The sequence below is a fragment of the Streptomyces triculaminicus genome, assembly GCF_017349075.1.
GTDB lineage: Bacteria > Actinomycetota > Actinomycetes > Streptomycetales > Streptomycetaceae > Streptomyces > Streptomyces triculaminicus.
Genome location: NZ_JAFMOF010000003.1, coordinates 328,386 through 351,822 on the forward strand (window position 1 = coordinate 328,386; position 23,437 = coordinate 351,822).

Annotated in this window: 22 protein-coding genes and 2 pseudogenes; 12 read left to right on the forward strand and 12 right to left on the reverse strand. The window is 72.7% G+C overall.

Going from position 1 to position 23,437, the window contains the following annotated elements; all coding sequences use genetic code 11:
* Nucleotides 1–112: 112 nt before the first annotated feature.
* Complete coding sequence (locus tag J1792_RS20130; RefSeq protein ID WP_207247936.1) at nt 113–1,051, reverse strand: beta-ketoacyl-ACP synthase III; 939 nt, start codon at nt 1,049–1,051, stop codon at nt 113–115.
* A 197-nt stretch (nt 1,052–1,248) separates the two neighbouring features.
* Complete coding sequence (locus tag J1792_RS20135) at nt 1,249–2,619, reverse strand: alkaline phosphatase (protein ID WP_086570112.1); 1,371 nt, start codon at nt 2,617–2,619, stop codon at nt 1,249–1,251.
* 269 nt (nt 2,620–2,888) lie between these two features.
* Here J1792_RS20135 and J1792_RS20140 point away from each other — a divergent pair, with 269 nt between their 5' ends.
* Both J1792_RS20140 and J1792_RS20145 read left to right on the forward strand, forming a co-directional pair.
* Nucleotides 2,889–4,100: an LCP family protein gene (locus J1792_RS20140; RefSeq protein ID WP_086570110.1), complete on the forward strand. Its 1,212-nt coding sequence runs from the start codon at nt 2,889–2,891 to the stop codon at nt 4,098–4,100.
* 109 nt (nt 4,101–4,209) lie between these two features.
* A pseudogene (locus tag J1792_RS20145) lies at nt 4,210–5,609 on the forward strand (hypothetical protein).
* 33 nt (nt 5,610–5,642) lie between these two features.
* On the opposite strand, the gene J1792_RS20150 reads toward J1792_RS20145, so the two are convergent.
* Nucleotides 5,643–6,062 (reverse strand): ArsR/SmtB family transcription factor, encoded by a 420-nt coding sequence (locus J1792_RS20150; protein WP_207247937.1) that lies wholly within the window; start codon nt 6,060–6,062, stop codon nt 5,643–5,645.
* A 142-nt stretch (nt 6,063–6,204) separates the two neighbouring features.
* Here J1792_RS20150 and J1792_RS20155 point away from each other — a divergent pair, with 142 nt between their 5' ends.
* Complete coding sequence (locus tag J1792_RS20155; RefSeq protein WP_207247938.1) at nt 6,205–6,468, forward strand: GlsB/YeaQ/YmgE family stress response membrane protein; 264 nt, start codon at nt 6,205–6,207, stop codon at nt 6,466–6,468.
* 24 nt (nt 6,469–6,492) lie between these two features.
* Here J1792_RS20155 and J1792_RS20160 read toward each other — a convergent pair whose 3' ends face one another.
* Both J1792_RS20160 and J1792_RS20165 read right to left on the reverse strand, forming a co-directional pair.
* Nucleotides 6,493–7,164: an HAD family acid phosphatase gene (locus J1792_RS20160; RefSeq protein ID WP_207247939.1), complete on the reverse strand. Its 672-nt coding sequence runs from the start codon at nt 7,162–7,164 to the stop codon at nt 6,493–6,495.
* A 66-nt stretch (nt 7,165–7,230) separates the two neighbouring features.
* The gene (locus J1792_RS20165) at nt 7,231–8,394 is read right to left on the reverse strand and encodes an MFS transporter (protein ID WP_207247940.1); all 1,164 of its coding nucleotides are present in this window, start codon (nt 8,392–8,394) and stop codon (nt 7,231–7,233) included.
* Between the two features lie 91 nt (nt 8,395–8,485).
* Here J1792_RS20165 and J1792_RS20170 point away from each other — a divergent pair.
* A pseudogene (locus J1792_RS20170) lies at nt 8,486–9,401 on the forward strand (LysR family transcriptional regulator).
* Nucleotides 9,402–9,407: 6 nt separating this feature from the next.
* On the opposite strand, the gene J1792_RS20175 reads toward J1792_RS20170, so the two are convergent.
* Complete coding sequence (locus J1792_RS20175; protein ID WP_086567964.1) at nt 9,408–10,814, reverse strand: cellulase family glycosylhydrolase; 1,407 nt, start codon at nt 10,812–10,814, stop codon at nt 9,408–9,410.
* A 7-nt stretch (nt 10,815–10,821) separates the two neighbouring features.
* Complete coding sequence (locus J1792_RS20180; RefSeq protein WP_086567963.1) at nt 10,822–11,784, reverse strand: zinc-binding dehydrogenase; 963 nt, start codon at nt 11,782–11,784, stop codon at nt 10,822–10,824.
* 189 nt (nt 11,785–11,973) lie between these two features.
* Here J1792_RS20180 and J1792_RS20185 point away from each other — a divergent pair, with 189 nt between their 5' ends.
* Nucleotides 11,974–12,579, forward strand: a complete 606-nt coding sequence (locus J1792_RS20185; RefSeq protein WP_207247941.1) for a TolB family protein — start codon at nt 11,974–11,976, stop codon at nt 12,577–12,579.
* 106 nt (nt 12,580–12,685) lie between these two features.
* Here J1792_RS20185 and J1792_RS20190 read toward each other — a convergent pair whose 3' ends face one another.
* The gene (locus J1792_RS20190; RefSeq protein WP_086567958.1) at nt 12,686–13,900 is read right to left on the reverse strand and encodes an NAD(P)-dependent malic enzyme; all 1,215 of its coding nucleotides are present in this window, start codon (nt 13,898–13,900) and stop codon (nt 12,686–12,688) included.
* 577 nt (nt 13,901–14,477) lie between these two features.
* On the opposite strand from J1792_RS20190, the gene J1792_RS20195 reads away from it, so the two are divergent.
* The 4 genes from J1792_RS20195 (at nt 14,478) to J1792_RS20210 (ending at nt 18,353) form a co-directional block, all read left to right on the forward strand.
* Entirely contained in the window at nt 14,478–15,446 is a 969-nt protein-coding gene (locus tag J1792_RS20195) for an ABC transporter substrate-binding protein (protein ID WP_086567957.1), read from the forward strand.
* Between the two features lie 468 nt (nt 15,447–15,914).
* A complete protein-coding gene (locus J1792_RS20200; protein WP_086567972.1) occupies nt 15,915–16,799 on the forward strand; it encodes an amino acid ABC transporter permease in 885 nt (294 codons plus the stop codon).
* A complete protein-coding gene (locus tag J1792_RS20205) occupies nt 16,796–17,557 on the forward strand; it encodes an amino acid ABC transporter ATP-binding protein (RefSeq protein WP_086567955.1) in 762 nt (253 codons plus the stop codon). The genes J1792_RS20200 and J1792_RS20205 overlap by 4 nt, the downstream gene beginning before the upstream one ends.
* A gap of 148 nt (nt 17,558–17,705) precedes the next feature.
* Nucleotides 17,706–18,353, forward strand: a complete 648-nt coding sequence (locus J1792_RS20210) for a CGNR zinc finger domain-containing protein (RefSeq protein ID WP_207247942.1) — start codon at nt 17,706–17,708, stop codon at nt 18,351–18,353.
* Here the strand turns inward: J1792_RS20210 and sodX are convergent.
* Nucleotides 18,239–18,709, reverse strand: a complete 471-nt coding sequence (gene sodX, locus J1792_RS20215) for a nickel-type superoxide dismutase maturation protease (RefSeq protein ID WP_307843050.1) — start codon at nt 18,707–18,709, stop codon at nt 18,239–18,241. The two genes, J1792_RS20210 and sodX, sit on opposite strands and share 115 nt — an antisense overlap.
* A 146-nt stretch (nt 18,710–18,855) precedes the next feature.
* On the opposite strand from sodX, the gene sodN reads away from it, so the two are divergent.
* Together sodN and J1792_RS20225 are read left to right on the forward strand one after the other, a co-directional pair.
* Nucleotides 18,856–19,251, forward strand: coding sequence for a superoxide dismutase, Ni (gene sodN / locus J1792_RS20220; protein ID WP_086567954.1), 396 nt, complete (start codon nt 18,856–18,858; stop codon nt 19,249–19,251).
* Between the two features lie 247 nt (nt 19,252–19,498).
* Nucleotides 19,499–20,212: a VC0807 family protein gene (locus tag J1792_RS20225; protein WP_207247943.1), complete on the forward strand. Its 714-nt coding sequence runs from the start codon at nt 19,499–19,501 to the stop codon at nt 20,210–20,212.
* Nucleotides 20,213–20,243: 31 nt separating this feature from the next.
* Here J1792_RS20225 and J1792_RS20230 read toward each other — a convergent pair whose 3' ends face one another.
* Both J1792_RS20230 and J1792_RS20235 read right to left on the reverse strand, forming a co-directional pair.
* Nucleotides 20,244–21,233 carry a PadR family transcriptional regulator gene (locus tag J1792_RS20230; RefSeq protein WP_086567934.1) on the reverse strand — a complete coding sequence of 330 codons (990 nt, stop codon included), beginning with the start codon at nt 21,231–21,233 and terminating at the stop codon, nt 20,244–20,246.
* A complete protein-coding gene (locus J1792_RS20235) occupies nt 21,233–22,096 on the reverse strand; it encodes a DUF4097 family beta strand repeat-containing protein (RefSeq protein WP_086567933.1) in 864 nt (287 codons plus the stop codon). The genes J1792_RS20230 and J1792_RS20235 overlap by 1 nt, the downstream gene beginning before the upstream one ends.
* 111 nt (nt 22,097–22,207) lie before the next feature.
* Between J1792_RS20235 and J1792_RS20240 the strand changes: the two genes are divergently transcribed.
* Entirely contained in the window at nt 22,208–23,044 is an 837-nt protein-coding gene (locus J1792_RS20240; RefSeq protein ID WP_086567931.1) for a hypothetical protein, read from the forward strand.
* A 67-nt stretch (nt 23,045–23,111) separates the two neighbouring features.
* On the opposite strand, the gene J1792_RS20245 is transcribed toward J1792_RS20240, so the two are convergent.
* Nucleotides 23,112–23,291, reverse strand: a complete 180-nt coding sequence (locus J1792_RS20245; RefSeq protein ID WP_086567929.1) for a DUF6104 family protein — start codon at nt 23,289–23,291, stop codon at nt 23,112–23,114.
* Between the last annotated feature and the right edge of the window lie 146 nt (nt 23,292–23,437).

Genomic DNA, 23,437 nt, shown 5'->3' on the forward strand with positions numbered 1-23,437 from the left:
CGGCCCAAGTGCGGGCCAACCATCTCCGTGGAACGGCTCCGGGCCGTAAATAATCCAGTCCCGTAAGGGCCCGGCCCATACCCCGGCCCCGCCCCCGACCACCGGCCACCGCCTACGGACAGCGAATGACCTGCCCCGCATAAGACAGGTTGCCGCCGAACCCGAACAGCAGCACCGGCGCCCCCGGCTCCACCCGCCCGGAAGCCACCAGCTTCGACAGCGCCAGCGGAATGCTCGCCGCCGAGGTGTTCCCCGACTCCGTCACGTCGCTGGCGACGATCGCGTTGACCGCGCCCAGCTTCCGGGCGACCGGCTCGATGATGCGCAGGTTCGCCTGGTGCAGGACGACCGCCGCCAGGTCCTCCGGGCGGACCCCGGCGCGCTCGCAGACGCTGCGGGCGATGGGCGGCAGCTGGGTGGTGGCCCAGCGGTAGACGGACTGGCCCTCCTGGGCGAAGCGCGAGGGCGTGCCCTCGATGCGGACGGCGTGGCCCATCTCGGGCACCGAGCCCCAGACGACCGGGCCGATCTCCGGCTCGTCCGACGCGCCGATCACGGCCGCGCCGGCGCCGTCGCCGACGAGGACGCAGGTGGTGCGGTCGGTCCAGTCGGTGACGTCGGTGAACTTCTCCACGCCGACGACCAGGGCGTGCCGCGCCGATCCGGCGCGGATGGCGTGGTCGGCGGTGGCCAGGGCGTGGGTGAAGCCGGCGCAGACGACGTTGACGTCCATGACGGCGGGCGCGGCGAGGCCGAGCTCGGCGGCGACGCGCGCGGCGGTGTTGGGGCTGCGGTCGACGGCCGTGCAGGTGGCGACGAGCACGAGGTCGATGTCGGCGGGGGCGAGCCCGCTGCCCGCGAGGGCCTTGGCTGCGGCCTGGGCGGCCATGGAGGCGACGGTTTCGTCGGGCGCGGCGACACGCCGTGTGCGGATGCCGACCCGGGAGCGGATCCATTCGTCGCTGGTGTCCACCATGGTGGCCAGCTCGTCGTTGGTGAGCACCCTGGCGGGCTGGTAGTGGCCGAGGGCCAGTACACGAGACCCTGACATCGGCGGTTCCTCCTGCGCGCGAGTGATGCGGAAGCAACAGTCTTGACGCTGGAGGGCGCGGAGGGGGTATGTGATCCGCCAATGTTCAGGCGGGTTCAGTGGCCGGTCTCCACAGAGGCCGGGGTCCGCGAAGGGCGGTAAGCGGAATGGGGGCCCGGCCGCTGGGCCGGACCCCCATGATCGTACGGCGCGCGGGGTCAGCGCAGGGAGAGCGCCGTGCGGATGGTGGTGAAGAGCTCGGTCTGGTCGGTGACGCCGAGGACGCGGTGGGCCTGCGGGCCCTGGGCGGCGATGCGGACCTGGGTGCCGGTGTGCTCCTGGGCCTTGCCCGGGGTGTTGGTGGAGTAGTTCACCTGGAGCTTCTGGCCCTCGTTGGTGACCAGGGTGGAGGACAGGCCGGGCGGGGTGGCCTCCAGCGGCACGATCTGGCTGGTGTGGCCGTGGTCGGCGGTGGTGACGACCAGCGTGTCGGGGTGCTTGGCGGCGTAGTCGCGGGCGACCTTGACCGCGCGGTCGAAGGCGGCGGTCTCGCCGATCTGGCCGCAGGGGTCGGCGGCGTGGTCGCGCTTGTCGATGGAGGCGCCCTCGATCTGCAGGAAGAAACCATTCTTCTTGGCCTTGGGCGTGTCCAGGAGCGACAGCGCCTTGCGCGCCTGCTCCTCGAGGGCGGGGGTGCCCGCCTTGCGCTCGGGGTTGTTCGTCACACAGCGCTGGGCGTCGGTGCCGCCGACGGCGGCGGCCTTGCCGGTCCACTCGACGGGGACGTTGCCGTCGGCGAAGAGGCCGAGGACGGGCTTGCCGGACCGGGCCGAGGTCAGGCCCTTGGAGTCGGTCACGACCTGGTAGCCGAGCTTCTCGGCCTGCTGGGTGACGGTCAGGCCGCGGTAGCGGCCCTCGGTGATCTTCTGGTCGAAGCGGGCCTTGCCGCCGCCGAGGAGCACGTCCACCTTGTGGTTGACGCTCTGCTCGGCGATCGAGCCGGGGCCGCCCTTGGCGACGGTGTCGTTCGGGCAGGCCTTCATGTCGGCCGGGCCCGCGCAGCTGCGGTCGGTGGCGTGGGAGGCGAGGACGGCCGGGGTGGCGTCGGTGAGCTCGGCCGTGGTGACGCTGCCGGTGGCCAGGCCCTTGCGCTGCGCCAGCTCGAGGATGGTGGGGAGCGCCTTGTCGGTGTCGGGCGTCTTGGATATCCGGCCGTTGACGGTCTTGTGGCCGGTGGCCCAGCCGCTGCCGCTGGCGGCGGAGTCCGTGACGTAGTCCGGCTTGCCGTCCTTGTCGACCGAGTAGGTGGTGTACGCCCCGGTCATCGGGAACTTGTCCATGTTGAGGCGGCCGGCCGCGCCCACGGTGTAGTCGCGGGCCAGCGTGATCTCCGAGTCGCCCATGCCGTCGCCGATGAGCAGGATCACGTTCTTGGCCTTCTTGGAGGCCGAGCCGTGGCCCAGGGCCGACGCGACGTCCGACTGGCCGCCCTGGTCCGACGCGGCGGCCGCGGCGGGCACCGCCACGCCGGCGGCGAGCAGAGCGGCGGCGCCCCAGGCGAGACGGCGGCGGTACGGACGAGAACCCATGGTCTATTCCTCCTAGCTGCGCCGGACTTCGGTGCCCGGCGGGAGAAGCTCACCAGGGGCGGGTGTACCGCGGGGGACGTCCAGGTGACGTGCGGGTCACCGGATGCTGTCGACAGGACCGGGCGGATTGCCGGCGCGCGGGGCCGCCGCCTCGCCGCCGTAACGGCGGCCTATACTTGCTGGATTGCGCAAGTGGACAACCTAACTGCCGGGCAAGCCGTCTCACCCGGAGACGGGTAGTGGCCGGGGGAGCGGATGAGGGTGCGCACATGACGGGCAGGCGGAGGAAACCCAGGCGCGGTCGCATACGGGTCGTCACCGTCGTGGTGGTGTCGTTCGTGGTGCTGCTGACCGCCGGGGCGGGGTGGGTCTATCTCAAACTCAACGGCAACATCAGCGTCTTCGACGCCGACGGGCTGTCCAAGAACCGGCCCCGGGCGAGCGCCGCCGGACAGAACGTCCTGGTCATCGGCTCGGACTCGCGCTCCGGTGACAACCGCTCGCTGGGCGGCGGGGAGGGTGACGTCGGCCGGTCGGACACGGCCTTCCTGCTGCACGTCTACGGCGACGGCGAGCACGCCGTCGCGGTCTCCATCCCGCGCGACACGCTCGTGGACATCCCGCCCTGCCGCAATCCCGACGGCAGTTGGACCGAGGAGCAGCGGCACGTGATGTTCAACTCCGCCTTCTCCGTGGGCGAATCGCCCAAGGGCAACCCCGCCTGCACGCAGAACACCGTCGAGAGACTCACCGGGCTGCGCGTCGACCACACCGTGGTCGTCGACTTCGCGGGCTTCGCCGCGATGGCCTCGGCGGTGGGCGGCGTCGAGGTGTGCGTACCGGCCGACGTCCACCAGGGCGACCTCGACCCCCATCGCGGCTCGCGCGGCGACCTGATCTTCGCCAAGGGGCGGCAGACCGTCTCGGGCCGCAAGGCGCTGGACTACGTCCGCGTGCGGCACGGCCTCGGCGACGGCTCCGACATAGGCCGCATACGACGGCAGCAGGCCTTCCTCTCCGCGATGGTCGGGAAGGTCCGGTCGCAGGGCTTCAGCCCCACCACGCTGCTGCCGCTCGCGGACGCGGCCACCAAGTCGATGACCGTGGACCCCGGGCTCGGCTCGGTCGACAAGATGCTGTCGTTCGCGATGTCGCTCAAGGACATCGCCCCGCACGACATGAAGTTCGTGACCCTGCCCTGGCGCTACGACGGCAACCGCGTCGCCGTCGTCCAGCCCGACGCGGACGCGCTGTGGGCCGCGCTGCGCGCGGACCGCACGGTCGACGGCAAGAACGCGGGCAAGGGCGGCACGGCGCTGGGCGGCACGGCACGTGCGGGGGCGCCGTCGCCTCCGGCCGCGCTCGGCTCGGCCGCCCCCTCGCCGGTGACTCCCACGCCCCCCGGAACGTTGTCCTCGGATGTGGTGAGCGGGGCCCGCTCGGCGGACGACGATCCCTGCGCCAACCTCTCCTACGGCTGAGTGCGGCCGAGTGCGGCCGAGGAAATGCCGGGGAGCGGGAACGCTGATGCCTGAATAGTCCGTTTTCGTGGTAGGTGCAGAGTACGCCGTGAACGCAAGGAGCCCCGTCATGTCCGCCATCGCCGTCCTCCGGGGGCTGCCCAGGCCGGTCCTGGCCCTGGTCGTCGCCCTCTTCGTGCTCCTCGCTCCGGTGACCGCCGCGGCGGGCCCCGCGGCCGCAGCGCCCACGGCCGCCCGCGCCGGCACCACCGCCGCCGCGGCCGGGCTCGACACCGTCGCCGAGGCCCTGCGCAAGGGCCCCGTCTACGTCGACCCCGCGGCCTCCGCCCAGCTTCCGCCGGCCGACGCCGAGGCGCTGGCGAAGAAGATCAAGGACGCGGACAAGCCGATCTTCGTCGCCGTGCTGCCCGCGGCCCCCGAATACCCCCGGTCCACCGTCCTGCGGGACCTGCGCACCAAGGTCGGGCTCGCCGGCGTCTACGCCGTCCACCTCGGCGACGCCTTCAACGCGGCCGCCGACCGCTCGGTGATGTCACGCAACGCCGTCGCCAACCTCGCCGGGTCCGTCCGGCGCTCCGGCGGCGACACCGCCTCCCAGCTCGACGACTTCGTCGACCAGGCCGCCCGGATCTCCCGGGGCCACGCCCCCGGCTCCTGGGGCGGCGACACGGGCGAGGGCGTCGGCGCCACCGGCCTGATCACCGGCGGGGCCGTCCTGCTGGCCGGCGGCGCGGGCGCGTACGCCGTCTACCGCCGCGCCCGGCGCCGGCGCGAGGAGCGCGAGCGCGCCGAACTGGACGCGCTGCGCGTCGTGGTCGACGAGGACATCACGGCCTTCGGCGAGGAGCTCGACCGGCTGGACTTCTCGCCCTCCGAGGCCGGCGCCACGGACGAGATGCGCGCGGACTACGAGCGGGCGCTGGACTCCTACGAGGAGGCCAAGGCGAAGATCGCGGCGGCCGCGCGGCCAGAGGACGTGCGAGGGGTCACCGAGTCGCTGGACGACGGCCGGTTCGCTCTGGCCACCCTCGCCGCCCGGCGCACCGGCACCCCGCTGCCCGAACGCAGGCCCCCCTGCTTCTTCGACCCCCGGCACGGGCCGTCGGTCAAGGACGTGGAGTGGGCCCCGCCCGGCGGCGCCCAGCGGACCGTGCCGGCCTGTGCCGCCGACGCGGCACGGCTGGCGGACGGGCAGGAGCCGATGTCCCGCCAGGTGCAGACGGCGTACGGCCCCCAGCCGTACTGGAACGCCGGGCCCGCCTACGCCCCCTGGGCGGGCGGCTACTTCGGCGGCGGGCTGCTGCCCGGCCTGCTGGTGGGCACGATGCTCGGCGGCATGCTGTCCGGGCCCGCCTACGGGGCGCCCTACGACGCGGGCCCCGATGGCGGCGACTACACCGGCTCCGACTACAACCCCGACGACTTCGGCGGCGGTGGCTGGGGGACGGAGGCGGCGGCTTCGGCGACGGCGGTGGTGGCGGGGGCGACTTCGGGGGCGGCGGCTGGTGAGCGGCCCTCGCCCGTTCCGGGGTCGTACGGGCCTCAGGCGCCCAGGCCGCGGAGGGGTCCGGCGGCGGCGGTGTCCCGCTCGCGGCCCGTCCTGCGGTCGGCGAGCTGGCCGACCATGAGCCGCACGATGGTCACCACGTCGGGGTCGTCGACCAGGTAGACCACCCGGCGTCCCTCGCGCCGGGAGCGCACGAGCCCGGCGAGCTTGAGCTTCGCCAGGTGCTGGCTGACCGCGGGCAGGGCGCCGCCCACCCGCTCGGCCAGGCCGCTCACGTCGCTCTCGCCCTGGGCGAGCGCCCACACCAGGTGCAGCCGGGCGGCGGAGGCGAGCAGTCCGAACGCGACGGCCGCCTCGCCCAGCACCTCCGGCGAGGGGTCGGACCGGTCGGGGGAGTCACGCGGGTCGTCGAAAGACCCTTCGAAACTCTCGAAGCCCCCGACGCCTGCCGTCACTGTCGCTCTCCCGTCCCCAGCGGGCGCCCCTACGCCCGGGAAGGACCCAGTCTAGGCATCCCGGCCCGGCCCGTCGGTCTGACATGCGCGCGCCGTGAGATGGGCAGATCTATCGTCAGGAATCGGTCGTAAGGGGGAGGGCATGGGAATCTCAGGAATTATCAGTGCGATCGTGATCGGCGCGATCATCGGCCTGCTGGGCCGGCTGCTCGTGCCGGGCCGTCAGCACATCGGGGTGCTGGCGACCATCGGCGTGGGCATCGTGGCGGCCTTCGTCGGCGCGCTCATCGCCCACGCGCTGCACGTGGACCACACCAAGGGCGTCGACTGGATCCAGTGGCTCATCCAGATCGCGCTGGCGGCGCTGGGCATCGCCGCGCTCGAGCGGTTCAAGGCCCGGCACTGACCCGCCCGGGCGGGGGAGGGGGGTTCAGGAGAGCTTGCCGTCGTAGTCCGGCAGCTTGAAGGTCCGCTCCGCGTGCCCGCCCACCAGGTCGGTGGAGTTGTTCCCGATGTTGGCGATGATCGTGTAGCCCTTCGCCTCGATCTCCGCCCGCTTGGCGGTCTTGTACGTGCTCACGCCCTGGAAGAGGTCGGGGAGGTGGCGCACGTACAGGCCGCTGACGGGGTAGCCCACCTGCCGCAGGTTCCAGTCCGTCACGGAGTCGAGGATGCCGGGGCGGGCGGTGACGAAGAAGACCGCGACACCGCGGGAGTGCGCGTACCGGGTGAGCTCCAGGACCGGCTTGATGGCCGGCGTGGGGAACGTGGTCCAGTGGAAGTCCGTCTCGAGCGAGCTGTTGTCGATGTCGAGGACGATGGCCTGCTTCCGTCCCCGCGCGTCGGCGGTGCGCTCGGTGACGTAGGGCGTCGCCTGGTCGACGACGGCCTGGACGTCGCGCTGCCAGGCGGCGTAGTCGACGCCCTTGAGACCGGCCGTGCCGCTCGTCCTCGCGGTGGCGGAGTCCGCGGCGGGGCGGCCGCCTCGGCGGCGGGGGCGGCCGCGGCCACGGTGGCCAGGGCGGTGACGGCCACGAGGGCCGCGGCGGCGCGGCGGGCCATGATCGAGTCGCTCATGGGTGGCATGTTCATGGCCGTACATGGCGGGTCGGGGACGCTCCGGTTACGCGGGGGTGGACAGGGGCGGACAACGCCGGGCGGGCCGGCGTCAGCCCACCGGACGCCGGGCCACCGCGACCGTCACCAGGGCGCCCAGCGCCAGCACCCCGCCCAGCCACAGCGCGGCCGGCACCGACGCCGCGTCCACGGCCCGCCCGCCCAGCAGCGCCCCCAGCGCGATGGCCACGTTGAACACCGCCACGAACAACGCCGACGCCGCCTCCCGGGCGTCCGGCGCCGCCGCCGTCAGCCAGCTCTGCGTGCCGACCGACACCCCGCCGTACGCCAGCCCCCACACGACCAGCAGCCCGCCCGCCGCCAGGGTCGTACCGCGCGGGGCGGCCGACACCGCGGGGACCACCACGGCCAGGGCGCAGGAGAGCACCAGCAGCACCCGGCGCGGCCGCCGGGCGGCAGCCGCCCCGGCGAGGAAGTTGCCCGCCACCCCCGCCACGCCGTACGCCAGCAGCAGGGTGCCGACGGCCCCGGCGTCGGCACCCGGAACCCGCTCCAGGGCGGGACGTATGAACGTGTAGCCCGCGAAGTGCCCGCTCACCAGCAGGAGCACGGCCAGCAGGCCGGCCCGCACCGGCGTGCGGCGCAGCAGCGCGCGCATCGCGCCGGCCGTCGTGGCCCGCTCGGCCGGGAGCGGGGGCAGCAGCACCGCAAGGGCCGCCGCCACGGCCAGCGCCAGCGCGCCGACCACCGCGAACGGAAGCCGCCAGCCGCCCGCCGCGCCCAGGAAGGCGCCCGCCGGCACGCCCAGCACCGAGGCCACGGCGATGCCGCTGAAGACGACCGAGGTCGCGAGCCCCACGGACGCCGCCGGCACGAGCCGTGGGGCCAGCCCGGCCGCGACGGCCCACACGCCCCCGATGCACACCCCCACCAGAACCCGCAGTCCCACCAGCACCTCGATGTCGGGGGCACGGGCGGACAGCAGATCGGCCGCCGCCAGCAGGACCATCAGGCCCACCAGCAGCGGCCGCCGGTCCAGCCGGCCGGCGGCCGCCGTCACCGCGGGCGCGGCCACGGCGGCCACCAGGCCGGGAACCGTCATCGTCAGCCCCGCCGTGCCCCCGGAGACGCCGAGGTCCTCCCCGATCGGGGTGAGCAGCCCGACCGGCAGCATCTCGGTGGTGACGACCGAGAACGTGCCCGCCGCCAGGGCCACGACGGCGGGGCCGCCGCCCGAAGTCTTGATCTTTTCCATGAGGCCCACCCTCGGCGGCGGACCACCCGGGAACAACGGCCGGTTCCTCATGCTTCGATGAGCGGGGCTCATCGATCGAAAGGGCGGGCGGATGGACGGCGGGACGCACGGCGGGGGCGGCCCGGCCGGCGGGCTGGAACTGCGGGAACTGGAGTGCTTCCTGGTCCTCGCCGAAGAGCTGCACTTCGGCCGCACCGGTGAGCGGTTGTACGTGTCGCAGAGCCGCGTCAGCCAGCTCCTGCGGTCCCTGGAGAGCAGGGTCGGCGCCCGCTTGGTCGACCGCACCAGCCGCCGGGTCGCCCTCACCCCGCTCGGCGAACGCCTCCGCACCGGACTGCGCCCCGCCTACGAAGCCCTCAAGGGCGCCGTCGACGACGCCCGTTCCGTCGCCCGTGGCATGGAGGGCACCCTGCGCGTGGGCTTCCAGGGAACCGCCGACGAACGGATCACGACGGCCGTCGGGGCCTTCCAGGCCCGGCACCCCGGCTGCGTCGTCGAGATCACCGAGGTGCCCCTGTCCGACCCCTTCGGCGCCCTGCACCGGGGCGAGGTCGACACCGCGGTCGTCCTGCTGCCCGTCGAGGAGCCCGGGCTGGTGCTCGGGCCGGTCTTCTCCCGGGAGCGTCAGACCCTCGCCGTCTCCGTCCGCCACCCCTTCGCCCGCCGGCCGTCCCTGCCCGCCGAGGACCTCGCCCGCTGCCCCCTCATCTCGGCCGCCGCCCCCGCCCCGCGTACTGGCGTGCCGCCAGGCCCCGCCCTCACCCCGGCGGCCGCCCGATCCCCGGGGGCCCGAGGTGACCACCCTGCAGGAGGGCATCACGCTGGCCGCGGCCGGCCGTGGCGGCATGCTGCTGTGCCGGCCGACGGCCGACTACCACGGCCGCCGCGACATCGCCTTCGTCCCGGTCGCCGGCCTCCCCGAGTCGGCCCTCGGACTGGTCTGGCGCCGGGACGCGGAGACGGCACGTGTGCGGGCCTTCGGCGACTTCGTGGCGGAGGCGGCCTGAGGGGGGTCAGCCGCCCGTGACCGTGACCGTGACGGGAGCCCCGGCCCACCGCGCGGCCCGGACCTGGACCCTGCCGCGCTCGCCCGGCGGTACGGCCCTGGTCGCCGCCCACGCCGGACCGTCGACCGTGATCCGCCAGCCGTGCGGCGACGGTGGCAGGGAGAGCTCGGTGATGCCTCCCGGGTGGGGCGCGTAGGTCAGCCGGTAGGCGTGGGTGCCCTGGTCGTACGCCTCGGTGCGCGGCGTGCCGGCCACGGCGGGGGCGTACGGCCGGACCGTGCGCTCCTTGTTGGGCTGGAAGCGCCCGTCCGCTTGGAGGGCGCAGTAGCCGCCTCCGTAGCACCACTCCCAGCTCGCCCAGCCGGACGCGTACCGGCCGATGGAGGCGACGGCGTCCTCGTAGAACCGGCGCATGTTCGGCAGCGAGCTGTCGCGCGGGCCCCATTCGCCCACGACGACGGGCACGCGGTGCTCGCGCGGGTAGCGCACGATCTCGCGCTCGTAGGCCTCCAGCCAGCCGGACGCGGGGTCGTAGTCCCCGCCGGCCTCCATGACCGCGTTGTAGAAGTGCGGCGCGTAGACCACCTTCGGGTCGTCCACCCGGCCCAGGCCGGTGGGCCTGCCCTCGCCCGCGGCCGGGGTGGGCTCGACGAACAGCCAGTGCTTCCGGTCGACCTCGCGGATCGCGTCGGCGATGCGGTTGTACATCGGAGTGACCTGGGTGGCCTCGATGCGGCGGGCGGCGGCGAAGAGGTCCTCGCCGGGCCGCATGCGCCCCATCGGCTCGTTGATCAGGTCGTAGCCGAACACGGCCGGGTGGCCGGCGAGGCGGGCGGCCAGCGTCCGCCACATGCGGGTCTGCGCGCGCCGCAGGTCGGGGTCCTCGTAGAGGTGCTCGAACGCGGCCTGCACGGCGGGCTCGAAGTACTCGGCGAACCAGTCGTCCGGATGCGGCCGGTAGGACAGGCCGTCCGTGCGGGTGGCCCACTCGGGGATGCCCCGGTGGCCGCCGAAGGCGGGGCCGTAGACGTCCTGGTGGGCGTCGATGACGACGCGGACGCGGTGGGCGTGCGCCCAGTCCAGGATCCGCTCGATCCTGCGGAGGTAGCGCTCGCTGTACTGCCCGCGCCGCGGCTCCAGGTCGTCCCAGAACACCGCGAGCCGGGCGAAGTCGAAGCCCTGTGCGGCCATGTCGCGCAGGGACCGCTCCGTGATGCTCTCCAGGGCCCGCTCGCCGCGGTGCTCCTTGTCCGCGAGGTTCCAGCCTCGCAGGGTCAGGGCGCGGCCGTGGTCGTCGGTGAGGCGGGGGATGCCGCCCTCGGTGCCGGCGGTGGCCCCGGTCGTGGGAACGAGCAGGGCCAGAACGGTGGTTACGGCGAGGAACGCCGCCGTGCGCAAGCGTCTCTTCGGCATCCGTCGTTCATACCGTCAGCACCACTTTGCCGAACAGGTCGCCGCTGGACATCTTTTCGAAACCCTCGCGTGCGCGGTCCAGGGGCAGGACCGTGTCGATCACCGGCCGAACCCCCGTCGTCACACAGAAGTCGAGCAGGTCGGCCAGTTCGTCCTTGGTGCCCATGGTCGCGCCGACGACGTTCAGCTCCAGGAAGAAGATGCGCGTCAGCTCGGCCGCCGGCGGCCTGTCGCCGCTGGTCGCGCCGGAGATCACCAGGGTGCCGCCGGGCCTGAGGGACTTGACCGAGTGCGACCAGGTCGCCGCGCCCACGGTCTCGATGACGGCGTCCACGCGGTGCGGCAGGCGGGCCCCCGGCTCGTACGCCGCCTCGGCCCCCAGCTCCACCGCTCGCTCGCGCTTGGCCTTGTCCCGGCTGGTCGCGAAGACCCGCAGCCCGGCCGCGGCGGCCAGCACGATCGCCGCCGTGGCCACCCCGCCGCCGGCCCCCTGGACCAGCACGCTCTGGCCGGGCCGTACGCCCGCCTTGGTGAACAGCATCCGGTACGCGGTCAGCCAGGCCGTGGGCAGGCAGGCGGCCTCCTCGAAGGACAGCTCCTTCGGCTTGGGCAGGACGTTCCAGGCCGGGACGGCGACGCGCTCGGCGAACGTGCCCTGGTACCGCTCGGTGAGGATGGAGCGGGGCTCGTCGGGGCCCACGCCGTGGCCGCTCTGGCCGATGACCGAGTGGAGGACGACCTCGTTGCCGTCCTCGTCGACGCCGGCGGCGTCGCAGCCCAGGATCATCGGCAGCGACTCCTCGCCCAGCCCGACGCCGCGCAGCGACCACAGGTCGTGGTGGTTGAGGGAGGCGGCCTTGACGGTGACGGTCGTCCAGCCGGGGCGCGCCTCGGGCTCGGGGCGTTCCCCCAGGACGAGGCCGTTCAGCGGCTGGTCACGGTCGATGCGTGCGGCGTAGGCGGCGAACATGTGCCGAACCTAGTGCCGGGGTGCGCACGGCGGAACCACGCGGCGATGTGACACGCGCCGCGTCCGTCCAGCGGTTCCTGCCGCAACGGCCGTAACCGGCGCGGAGTCCGGAACGCCGCCGTTGACCGGGCCGTACCGGGCCGGTTGGCTTCACTTCTGTCCGAACATGACAGTTCGTGAGGGGGAGGAATGCGTCATCTCAGACCCGCCGCCCTGATGGCGGTCCTGGTCGGCTGCGTCGCCGTCGCGCCGGCGGCCGCGGAGCCCACGCCGCGCACCGAGCGGGTGAGCGTCGCCGCCGACGGGACGCAGGCCGACAGGGAGACCGGCGGCGCGGATCTCAGCGGCGACGGACGCTTCGTCGTCCTGCGCTCCATGGCCACCAACCTGGTGCCCGGCACCCCGGACATCCAGCACCGCGTCTACGTCAAGGAACTGCGGACCGGCCGGATCGAGCTGGTCAGCGTGGCCTCGGACGGCACCCGCGCCAACGGCGCGTCGTGGTCGTCCTCGATCAGCGCCGACGGGCGGTACGTCGTCTTCGACTCCGAGGCGACCAACCTGGCGCCGGGCCGCAACCCCGGCACCAACGGGGACGTCTTCCTCCGCGACCGGGCGACCGGCAAGGTCGAGCGCGTCAGCCTCGCGCACGACGGCTCCCAGGGCAACGGCCGCTCGGCCGCCCCCAGCACCGACCTGGCCGGGAAGACGCTCGTCTTCACCAGCGCCGCGGACAACCTCGTCCCCGGCGACACCAACGCGGTGTACGACGCCTTCGTACGCCGCCTGGGGTGACTTGGGATGACCTTGGGATGACCTTGGGATGAATCGTCACCCGGGGGGAAAGCCGTGCGGGGCCGGACCGTCCTGCGGTCCGGCCCCGCACGGGGATGCCCGGGGCTCAGCGGCGCGCGACGCCCTCGGCCCGCGCGGCGGCGGCGACGGCCGCCGTCACGGCGGGGGCGACCCGCTCGTCGAACGGCGAGGGGATCACGCACTCCGCGCTCAGCTCGTCCGCCACCACCGCGGCGAGCGCCTCGGCCGCGGCGAGCTTCATGCCCTCCGTGACGCGCGAGGCCCGCACCTGCAGGGCGCCGGCGAAGATGCCGGGGAAGGCGAGCACGTTGTTGATCTGGTTCGGGAAGTCGCTGCGGCCCGTGGCCACGACGGCCGCGTACTTGTGGGCGACGTCCGGGTGGATCTCCGGGTTCGGGTTGGCCATCGCGAAGATCAGCGCGTTCTTCGCCATCTTGGCGACCGCCGCCTCCGCGACCGTACCGCCCGAGACGCCGATGAAGACGTCGGCGCCGTCCAGCGCGGTCTCCAACGGACCGGACAGACCAGCCGAGTTGGTGAACCCGGCCAGCTCGCGCTTGACCTCGGTGAGGTCCTCGCGGTCCCGGGAGACGATGCCCTTGCGGTCGCACACGGCCACGTCGCCGATGCCGGCCTCGACCAGGATCCGGGCGATGGCGACGCCGGCGGCGCCCGCACCCGAGATCACGGCGCGCAGCTCGCCGAGCGTACGACCGGTCAGCCGCGCGGCGTTGCGCAGCGCGGCGAGCGTGACGACGGCGGTGCCGTGCTGGTCGTCGTGGAAGACGGGGATGTCCACGCGCTCCTGGAGCTTGCGCTCGACCTCGAAGCAGCGGGGAGCGGAGATGTCCTCCAGGTTGATGCCGCCGAAGGACGGCGCGAGCCGGGCGACGGTCTCGACGATCTCGTCGACCTCCCGGCAGTCCAGCGCGATCGGCACCGCGTCCACGCCGCCGAACTGCTTGAAGAGGATGGCCTTGCCCTCCATCACGGGCAGGGACGCCTCCGGGCCGATGTCGCCGAGGCCGAGCACCGCGCTGCCGTCCGTGACGACCGCGACGACCTTGGACTTCCACGTGTAGTCGTGGACCAGCTCGGGTTGTTCGGCGATGGCGCTGCACACCTTGGCGACGCCCGGCGTGTACGCGAGGGACAGGTCGTCCCTGTCGCGCACGGGGACGGTCGCCTGGACCGCCATCTTGCCGCCTTGGTGCAGCACGAAGGCCGGATCGGTGAGCTCACCCTGAGCTCCCCCGTCCGGGCCGCCGGCACTGCGAGGATTCACGATCTCCGCTGCCACTGTTCTTGACCCCTTTGTCAGATTGCCATCGAGGGTAACCGCCCCTGGGTTCGCGGAGCGGGTCGGGCACCTGCCCGCGGACCGGACGGCGGATGGGCCACCGTGCGACGGAAGCGCTGCGGACATCGGGCACGCCGCACACACGTGCCCTGAGCCCCGGGTGAGGGGTGTAACTGGTCTTTCTACCGGAAGAGCGCTACGGCCGACGAGTGAGTTCCGGCCCGGTGAGCACCGACGGCGCTGTGCGATCCGGCCGGAAACGTGTGAACTGGAGACGACGGCCCGAAAGTGTCCACACAGTGAGACAGAGCGGGCGTGACCTGGGTCTCGCGCCCAGAAGCCGATCAGAACGGATATCAGGGCCAAAAGGGGAGTGAACCACCCGGTACTACTTGGCGATCACCCGTTATCCGATTTTGACATCGCTGGCCCCCCGAATGGGGTAGTCCGGATGGCAAGATGCGCAGACCGCACGAGGTCGCGGCACACGAGGAAGTGTGCTGCGAGATCTGCCGTGTTTTTGCGTGATTGCCGAGTTACCAGTCGGACCCCCCCTCAACCGCAGGAGGAACGAGCAATGACCGCAAGCACCACCCCCCGCCCGGCTGCTGCCAGGAGTCGTTTGGCCGCCGTCGGCGCGATCGCGGTCGCCGGCACCCTGCTGCTGACCGGCTGCGGCGACCAGCGTGACAAGACCACCACCGGCAATGGCGCCGGGACCACCGCGAACTCCAACGCGCCCCTCTTCGACAAGCTGCCGAAGAAGATCCAGGACGCCGGGGTCATCAAGGTGGGTTCCGACATCGCCTACCCGCCCGTCGAGTTCAAGAAGGACGGCAAGGTCGTGGGCATCGACCCCGACATCGCCGCCGCCATGGGCAAGGAACTCGGGGTGAAGGTGCAGTTCGAGAACGGCACCTTCGACGCCCTGCTGACCGGTCTGCGATCCAAGCGTTACGACATCGCGATGTCCGCGATGACGGACACCAAGGACCGCCAGGAGGGCATCGACCCCAAGACCAAGAAGAAGGTTGCCGAGGGCGTCGACTTCGTCGACTACTTCAACGCCGGCGTCTCGCTCTACACCAAGAAGGGCGAGACCAAGGGCATCGGCGGCTGGTCCGACCTCTGCGGCAAGAAGATCGGAGTGCAGCGCGGCACCGTCTCGCACGACCTGGCGAAGGCCGAGTCGGAGAAGTGCGAGAAGGGCGACAAGGACGCGATCGGGATGGAGGCGTTCGACACCGACCTCGAGGCGCAGACGCGCCTGAAGGCCGGCGGCGTCGACGCCGTCTCCAGCGACTTCCCCGTCGCCGCCTACGCGGTGAAGACCTCGGGCGGCGGCAAGGACTTCGAGCTGGTCGGCGACCAGGTGGAGGCCGCTCCGTACGGCATCGCCGTCGCGAAGCAGAACAGCCAGCTGCGGGACGCCCTCCGGGAGGCCCTCGAAGCGATCCTCAAGAACGGTGCGTACGAGAAGGTCGTCAAGACCTGGGGCGTCGATGCGGGCGTCATCAAGGAAGCCAAGATCAACGGCGGTTCCTGACTCTTCCCTGACCTCGTACGGCAACGCTGAAAGGCAACATCCGTGACTGACTCCCCTGACAAGCCCGAGCCCGGGACGACGGGATCCGAGCCCGAGACGCCGGAGACCGGGAAGGCCGCGACCGAGCTGGCCAAGGCCGCGTCCGAGCTGGCCAAGGCCGCGTCCGACCTGGCCAAGGCTGCGTCCGAGCCGGCCAAGGCCGACGAGCCCGCCCAGGCTGAGGAGCCCGCCAAGGCCGCGTCCGAGCCCGCCCCGGCCGAGGAGCCCGCCAAGGCCGACCCCGCCCCGGAGCCCGAGGGCGACAAGGGTGGCAAGGACCCCAAGGACCCCAAGGGCGACAAGGACCCCGAGGACCCCAAGGACGCCCCCAAGGGCGACAAGGGTGACAAGGGCGGCAAGCCCGCCAAGGCGGACCTCGCCAAGAAGGACGCGGCCGGCGCCACGGCCACCGCGACCCTCCCCGAGGCGATCAAGGCCATCCCGGTCCGGCACTACGGCCGGTGGATCTCGGCGGTCCTGGTCCTGGCCCTGCTGGCCCTGCTGGTGAACGCCTTCGCCTCCGCGAACGTCCACTACAGCGCCATCCCGGACTACCTCTTCGACCCCACGGTCCTCTCGGGCCTCGGCAAGACGGTCCTGATCTCGGTGCTCGCCATGGTGCTGGGCCTGGTGCTCGGCATCCTGCTGGCCGTGATGCGACTGTCGAAGAACCCGGTGACGTCATCCGTCTCCTGGCTCTACATCTGGTTCTTTCGGGGCACCCCGGTCTACGTCCAGCTGCTGCTGTGGTTCAACCTCGCGCTGATCTTCCCGTACATCAACCTCGGCCCGATCTACCGGGACGAGATGAGCGACTTCATGACCCCCTTCATGGCCGCGCTGCTCGGCCTGGGTCTGAACGAGGCCGCGTACATGTCGGAGATCGTGCGGGCCGGCATCCAGTCGGTCGACGAGGGTCAGACCGAGGCCGCCCACGCGCTCGGCATGAGCCAGTCGAAGACGCTGCGCCGGATCGTGCTGCCGCAGGCGATGCGCGTGATCGTGCCGCCGACCGGCAACGAGTTCATCAACATGCTGAAGACCTCGTCGCTGGCGGCGAGCGCCGCCCAGTACCTCGAGCTGCTGCGGTCCACGTCCGACATCGGACAGACCACCGGTGCCACGGTGGAGATGCTCTTCCTCGCTGCCACCTGGTACCTGATCCTCACCAGCGTCTTCAGCGTCGGACAGTTCTACCTGGAGCGGCGTTACGCCCGTGGCTCGCTGCGCACTCTGCCGCTCACCCCGTGGCAGAAGGTCAAGGCGAACCTGTCCTCCTTCAGCAACCGTTCCAAGGGAGGCGTCACCGCATGAACGCCATGGTGAAGGCCGAGGGCGTCCACAAGTCCTACGGCGCCGTCCAGGTCCTCAAGGGCATCGACCTCGAGGTCGCCCCGCGCGAGGTGTTCTGCCTCATCGGCCCCTCCGGGTCCGGCAAGTCCACCTTCCTGCGCTGCATCAACCACCTCGAGCAGGTCAACTCGGGCAAGCTGTACGTCGACGGCCAGCTCGTCGGCTACCGCCAGTCCGGCAACAAGCTCTACGAGCTCAAGGACAGCGAGGTGGCCCGCAACCGCCGGGACATCGGCATGGTGTTCCAGCGCTTCAACCTCTTCCCGCACATGACGGCGCTGGCCAACGTCATGGAGGCGCCGATGCAGGTCAAGGGCGAGACCAAGGCCGTGGCCCGGGAGCGCGCCCTGAAGCTGCTCGACCGCGTCGGCCTGGGCGACAAGGCCGGCAACTACCCCTCGCAGCTGTCCGGCGGCCAGCAGCAGCGGGTCGCGATCGCGCGGGCGCTGGCGATGGAGCCGAAGCTGATGCTCTTCGACGAGCCGACCTCGGCCCTCGACCCGGAGCTGGTGGGCGACGTCCTCGACGTCATGCGCGGCCTCGCCGAGGACGGCATGACGATGATCGTGGTCACCCACGAGATGGGCTTCGCCCGCGAGGTCGGCGACTCGGTCGTGTTCATGGACCAGGGCGTCGTCGTGGAGTCGGGCAACCCGCGTGACGTGCTGACGAACCCGCAGCACGAGCGCACCAAGTCCTTCCTCTCGAAGGTGCTGTAACCCGGCACGCGGAACGAGGGGCGGTACGGGCGGCGGCCCGTGCCGCCCCTTTCCGCGTTGCCGCGCCCGTCTGTAATACCCTCGACAGTGGAACATCCATTACCGATGTTCCCTTGCCGATATTCGGGCGCCATCAGAGGGACCGGACGTGGAACTTGCCTCCTACTCGGACTACGCCGTGCGGCTGGTCAACACCGAGCAGCCCGCGCGCGCGGCCGACGCGCTCACCTCGCTCGACGCCGTCCGCGAGCTCGTGGGCCCCGAGTCCCAGTCCGCCCGCCGCCTGACCGACGGCGACCTCACCCGGCTGCGGGCCGTCCGGACCCGGCTGCGGGCCGTGTTCGAGGCGGCAGCCGAGGGCGAGGAGGTGCGGGCCGTGGACCTGCTCAACGCGCTGCTGATGGAGTTCCCGGTCAGCCCGCAGGTCTCGGGCCACGAGTACCGGGACGAGGACGGCCGCCCCAAGTGGCACCTGCACATCGCCGACCACGCCCCCAGCGCCGCCGCGTCCTACACCGCCATCGCCTGCATGGGCCTGGCCGTCCACCTCACCGAGCTGGGCGTCGACCGCCTGGGCATCTGCCAGGCCACGCCCTGCCGCAACGCCTACCTCGACACCTCCACCAACCGCTCCCGCCGCTACTGCTCCGACCGCTGCGCCACCCGCGCCAACGTCGCCGCCTACCGGGCCCGCAAGCGCCTGGGGAACGGCCGCTCGGAGGAGCGCGCGGAGGGCGACCGTACGGGCCGTACCGCCGACGCCGCCCACGACAGCAGCGCCGCCGCCGAGCGCTGACCGCGCTCCGGCGGCCGGCGCAGCCGCACCCAGGCGCGGGCCACCACGAACTCGTCCGGCACCGGGCCGAACTCCCGGCTGTCGTTCTCCACCAGCGGGTTGTCCCCCGTCACCCACCAGCCGCCCGCGCGCCGCTCCACCGCGCGCTTGACGATCAGCAGGTCCTGGCGGAACGGATGCCGCATCACCACCACGTCACCCGGCCGCACCACCGCCCCGTACCGCACGACCAACTGGTCCCCGGGGGTCAGCGTCGGGACCATCGAGGGGTTGTAGACCTCCGCCATCCCGATCCGCAGCAGTCCACGACGCTCACGGTCCAGCTCGTGCCCGCGTTCCTCCACCTGCTCCTGCACCGCGGCACCTCCGTGTCCGTTCCTTCCACGCCCGGTCCCAGACTGACACCGGACTTTTGTCCTAAGCCCCCCGGGGCACCCGAGAAAAGCCTTCCCACACCGAGTAATCTCGCACCTGAGAAGACGATCACGAGGAAGGACAGCACATGCTCTCCCGCCTGTTCGCCCCCAAGGTGAAGGTCAGCGCCCACTGCGACCTGCCCTGCGGTGTGTACGACCCGGCCCAGGCCCGCATCGAGGCGGAGTCGGTCAAGGCCGTCCAGGAGAAGTACCAGGCCAACGAGGACGCGCACTTCCGCGCCCGTGCCACGATCATCAAGGAGCAGCGCGCGGAGCTCGCCAAGCACCACGTCTCGGTGCTGTGGAGCGACTACTTCAAGCCTCCGCACTTCGAGAAGTACCCGCAGCTGCACCAGCTGATCAACGACACCCTGAAGGCCCTGAGCGCCGCCAAGGCGTCCACGGACCCGAAGACGGGAGAGAAGGCGCTGGAGCTCATCGCCGAGATCGACCGGATCTTCTGGGAGACCAAGAAGGCCTGACGTCAGGTACGCGACCGCGCCCGGACCATCTCATGGTCCGGGCGCGGTCGTCTGTCGTGCGCGGGCGCCGACCTCGGCTGACGCGCGCCGGTGTGTGTGGGCGCGTGCCGCACTGTCATGCTCCGCGCCTGACAAAAGTCATGCCGAGGGGTGGACGGTCGGCTCTGCCGTGAAGAGGGTCTGGGCCGTGATGCTGTACGTGTCCCCGGGAAGGGGGCGCGTACGACTCACGGGGGAGAGGCCCATCATGCGGACGGTCACGAGGACGGCGGACACCTTCAGAGCGCGGACGGCGGCCGCCGACCGGCGTCGTGCGGTGGTGCAGAGCCTGGCGCCGCTGGTCGTGGACGCGCTCCTGCCCATGGCCGCCTACTACGCGCTGCGCGAGGGCTTCGGCATGAGCACCTTCGCCGCGCTGGCCTGGAGCAGCGTCCTGCCGGCCCTGCGCACCGTCTGGAGCATCGTCAGGGACCGCCGGCTCAACGGCCTCGCGGCCCTCATCCTGACCGTCAACGTCCTGGGCCTGCTGCTCACCACGGTCACCGGCGACGTGCGCCTGATGCTCGCCAAGGAGAGCGCCGGCAGCGGCGTGGTCGGCGTCGTGGTGCTGGCGTCCGTCCTGGCCGGGCGGCCGCTGATGACCGCGGGCCTGCGGCCGTGGGTCACGCGCGGCGACGCCGCCAAGAACGCCGCCTGGGACCGGCTCGTGGCCGGCACCGCCCGCTTCCGCCGCGCCGAGCTGGCCTTCTCGGCGGTGTGGGGCGCCTCCCTGCTGGCCGAGTCCGTCGTCCGTGTCGTCGGCGCCTACACGCTGCCGGCCGACACGATGGTGTGGCTGGGCAGCGTGATCATGGGTGTCGCCGTCGTCGCCGCGATCGTCGTCTCGGGCGGCATGGCGGTCGATCCCATGGAGAAGATGGTCGCGGCCGAGGCGGCCGGCGGCGAGCCCTCGTCCGTCTGACCGCCGCCTCCCCGGCCCCGCCTCTTCCTCCTCAGTCCTGCCGCTCCCTCAGCAGCGCCCCGACGCGGGCGGCGGCGGCCGCCAGGTGGTGGCGGGCCTCGGCCAGTTGATCGGCCGTCACACCATGGTCGCGGGCCGCGTCGCGCACCTCGTCGCGGAAACGATCCAGCAGCCGGTCGAGGTCACGGCCCGGGTTCTTGGAGAAGGCGTCGTCGGCCGTGGCCCAGTCGGGCAGCGGGATCCCCTCCGCGGCCGGCTCGTCGCGGTCGGTGCGCTCGACCGTGACGGTCGTGGGGCCCGAGGGGGCGTCGCCGCGGCCGGCCTGGCCGGCCAGCGCGCCGAGCTCCCTGGCCAGGGCGCCGAAGCCCTCGACCAGGCCGGCGGGCCAGTCGCCCTTGCGGGCGTGCTCGCGCATCTGCTCGCGGACCCGCTCCTGGATGCGCAGCATCTCCTCGCGGGCGTGCTCCTGGGCGGCGCGGGCCTGGCTGCGGGCGGTGTGGGCCTCCTCCCGGGCGCGGTGGCTCTCCTCCTTCGCCCGGCGGGCCTGCTCCTTCCACTCCTCCTTGGCCTTGCGCAGCTCCTCCTTCGCCGTGGCGAAGTAGTCGGCGGGGTGGCCGTCGGCGGGGGCGCCGGCGCGGGCCTGGCGCGCGGCCTCGCGCATCTCGCGCCGCAGGTCGCCCGCCGCGCCCCGGACGTCCTCGCGGATGTCGGCGGCGAGCGCGGCGACGGACTCGCGGATCTCGAGCTCGAGGTCGGCCAGTTCGCCCTGGCGCTCGGCCAGCTCGGCGCGCCCGGCGTCGGTGAGGGAGTAGACCTTGCGGCCGCCTTCGCTGGTGTGGGTGACGAGCCCCTCGGCCTCCAGCTTGGCCAGACGCGGGTAGACGGTGCCGGCCGAGGGTGCGTACAGCCCCTGGAAGCGCTCCTCCAGCAGCCGGATGACCTCATAGCCGTGGCGCGGGGCCTCGTCGAGGAGCTTGAGCAGGTACAGCCGCAGTCGGCCGTGGGCGAAGACGGGAGGCATCAGAGGACCTTTCCCTGGACGGGGACATCGGCGACGTCCTCCTGGGACGGGGGCCGCCGCAGCAGCGCCACCGCGCCCGAGAGGGTGGTGACCTTGAGCCGGCCGCGGCCCGCGCCGAGCCGGCCGGTGATGCGCTTGGCGCCCCACTGGCCGCTGACCCGCAGGTCGTCGAAGGCGCAGGAGACCTGGCCGCTGGTGGTGTTGGCGTTCACCTCGGCGTCCACCGGGTGCGGCAGCCGGACGGCGACCTCGCCGGAGACGCTGGTCAGGTCGAGGGTGGGACGGTCCGGGGCGCCGGCGGCCAGGTCGACCGTCATGTCGCCGCTGACGGTCTCGGCCTTGACCGATGCGCTCGCACTCTCGATGAGGGTCAGGTCGCCGGAGACGGAGTTGAAGCGCAGGCCGCCGGCGAGCGCCTGGGCCTGGAAGTGGCCCGAGACGGTCTCCGCGCGGACCTCCCCGCGCACGCCGACGAGCGTGGTGTCACCGCTGACGCCGCGCACCTCCGTGGCGCCGGTGATCCCGGAGACCACGGCGCTCGCGCCGACGACGCCCAGCTCGACCCGGGTGGCGGTCGGCACGGTCAGGGTCACCGTGACGCTGCGCTTCCACTCCTTGCGGTCGAACCACTTGAGGACGTTCTTCCAGGGCAGGTCCTCGTACGCGACGGTGAGCGTGCCGCCCTCGTGGATGACGATCAGGGGCGGGCCGTCGATCGCGGACAGCTCAAGGCCGGCCGGCCCGCCGTCCGTGCCGACGACGTTGACGGTGCCGCCGACGACGCGCACCTTCAGGGCCGTCACGGGCCCCTCGAAGGCGAGCTTCTGCGGCGTGGTGAGCGACCACTCGGACCGGTCCGACATTCCGGGCTCCTCTGCGGGTGGACGGGACGCAACATATCGCGTCTGTCAATAAACACGATATATCGCGTCGTCCGGAAGTCAAGTGCCGCTCGAGTGGCATAGCGTTGACGCATGTCCGCTACTGATCGCAGCCGGGCGGCGGGGGTACTGCTGCTCTGCCGGGCCGAGCCCGACCGTGTCCGTCCCTCCGCACAGCTCCTGCGCGAGCCGATGATCCTCGCCCCCGCCGGCGAGGACTGGACCGTGCTGGTGCCGGCCGAGGAGGCGTGGCGGGAGGAGGGCAGCCACCTGGCCGCCGTCGCGGCCGAGTGGGCGCACGCCCTGACGGTCGCCGAGTCCTGGCCGGCGGTCGGGCTGTGGTGGGACGAGGAGGGCGCGGGCTTCGTGGTGGCCGCGGGCTTCCGCCGCACGGTCGGCTACACCTGGCTCGCCGACGGCGCGCCGGTGGGCGAGGAGGGCGCGATGACCGCCCTGCGCGCCCGGCTGGGCCTGGACCCGGTGCTGGACGCCGAGGCTTTCGACCAGCTGACCCGGCCGGACTCCGACGCCGACGCGGCGGCGCGCGTACGCGGGGTGATCGCCGTGCTGGCGCGGTCGGGCCTGCACCTGCCGGCCGGCCTCGTCCCCGGGGCGGGCACCGACGCGCTGCGCGCGGCGGCCGAGGCGGCGCCGAGGGCCGAGGCGGTGGAGTGGCCCGGCTGGCGCGAGGCGGTGCGCGGCGGGCTCGACGCCTCGGAGAACGGCCTCATGGGGGAGTGGATACGGGGCCCGAGGGCGCGGGCGCTGGGGGCCGCCGAGATCGCGGCGGGCGTCTGCCTGCTGGTCTACGCCCGGCGGGGTGCCGGTTCGCGTCGGCGCTGGTCGGCGGCGGGCGTGGTGCTCGTCGCGGACGGGGCGCTGACGATCGCCTACGACACGTGGCGCTCGCGGGGGACGAGCGGGGCGTAAGCCCGTACGCGGTGCCGGGCCGTCGCCGCCGCCCGGCACCGCGAGAGGGACGCGCGAGCGGGAGGGACTACTCGTCGTCCTCGTCGTCCAGCCGGGCCAGCCACGTCGCGAGGCGCTCGACCGGGACCTCGAAGTCCGGGTTGAGGTCGACGAACTCGCGGAGCCGCTCGGCGACCCAGCCGAGGGAGACCTCCTCCTCGCCCCGCCGGTTCTCCAGTTCCTCGATGCCGCGGTCGGTGAAGTACAACGTGATCTCCGTTGGGGATGGTGGACGGGCCTGCAGTCCAGCCCAGGATAGGCGGCGGCCCCGACGGCCTTGGCCAGGACCTCTCGCGCCGGTGCGATCAGAGGACTAGCCTGCTGCCTCACTCGCGGCGACACCGCCGGCAACGA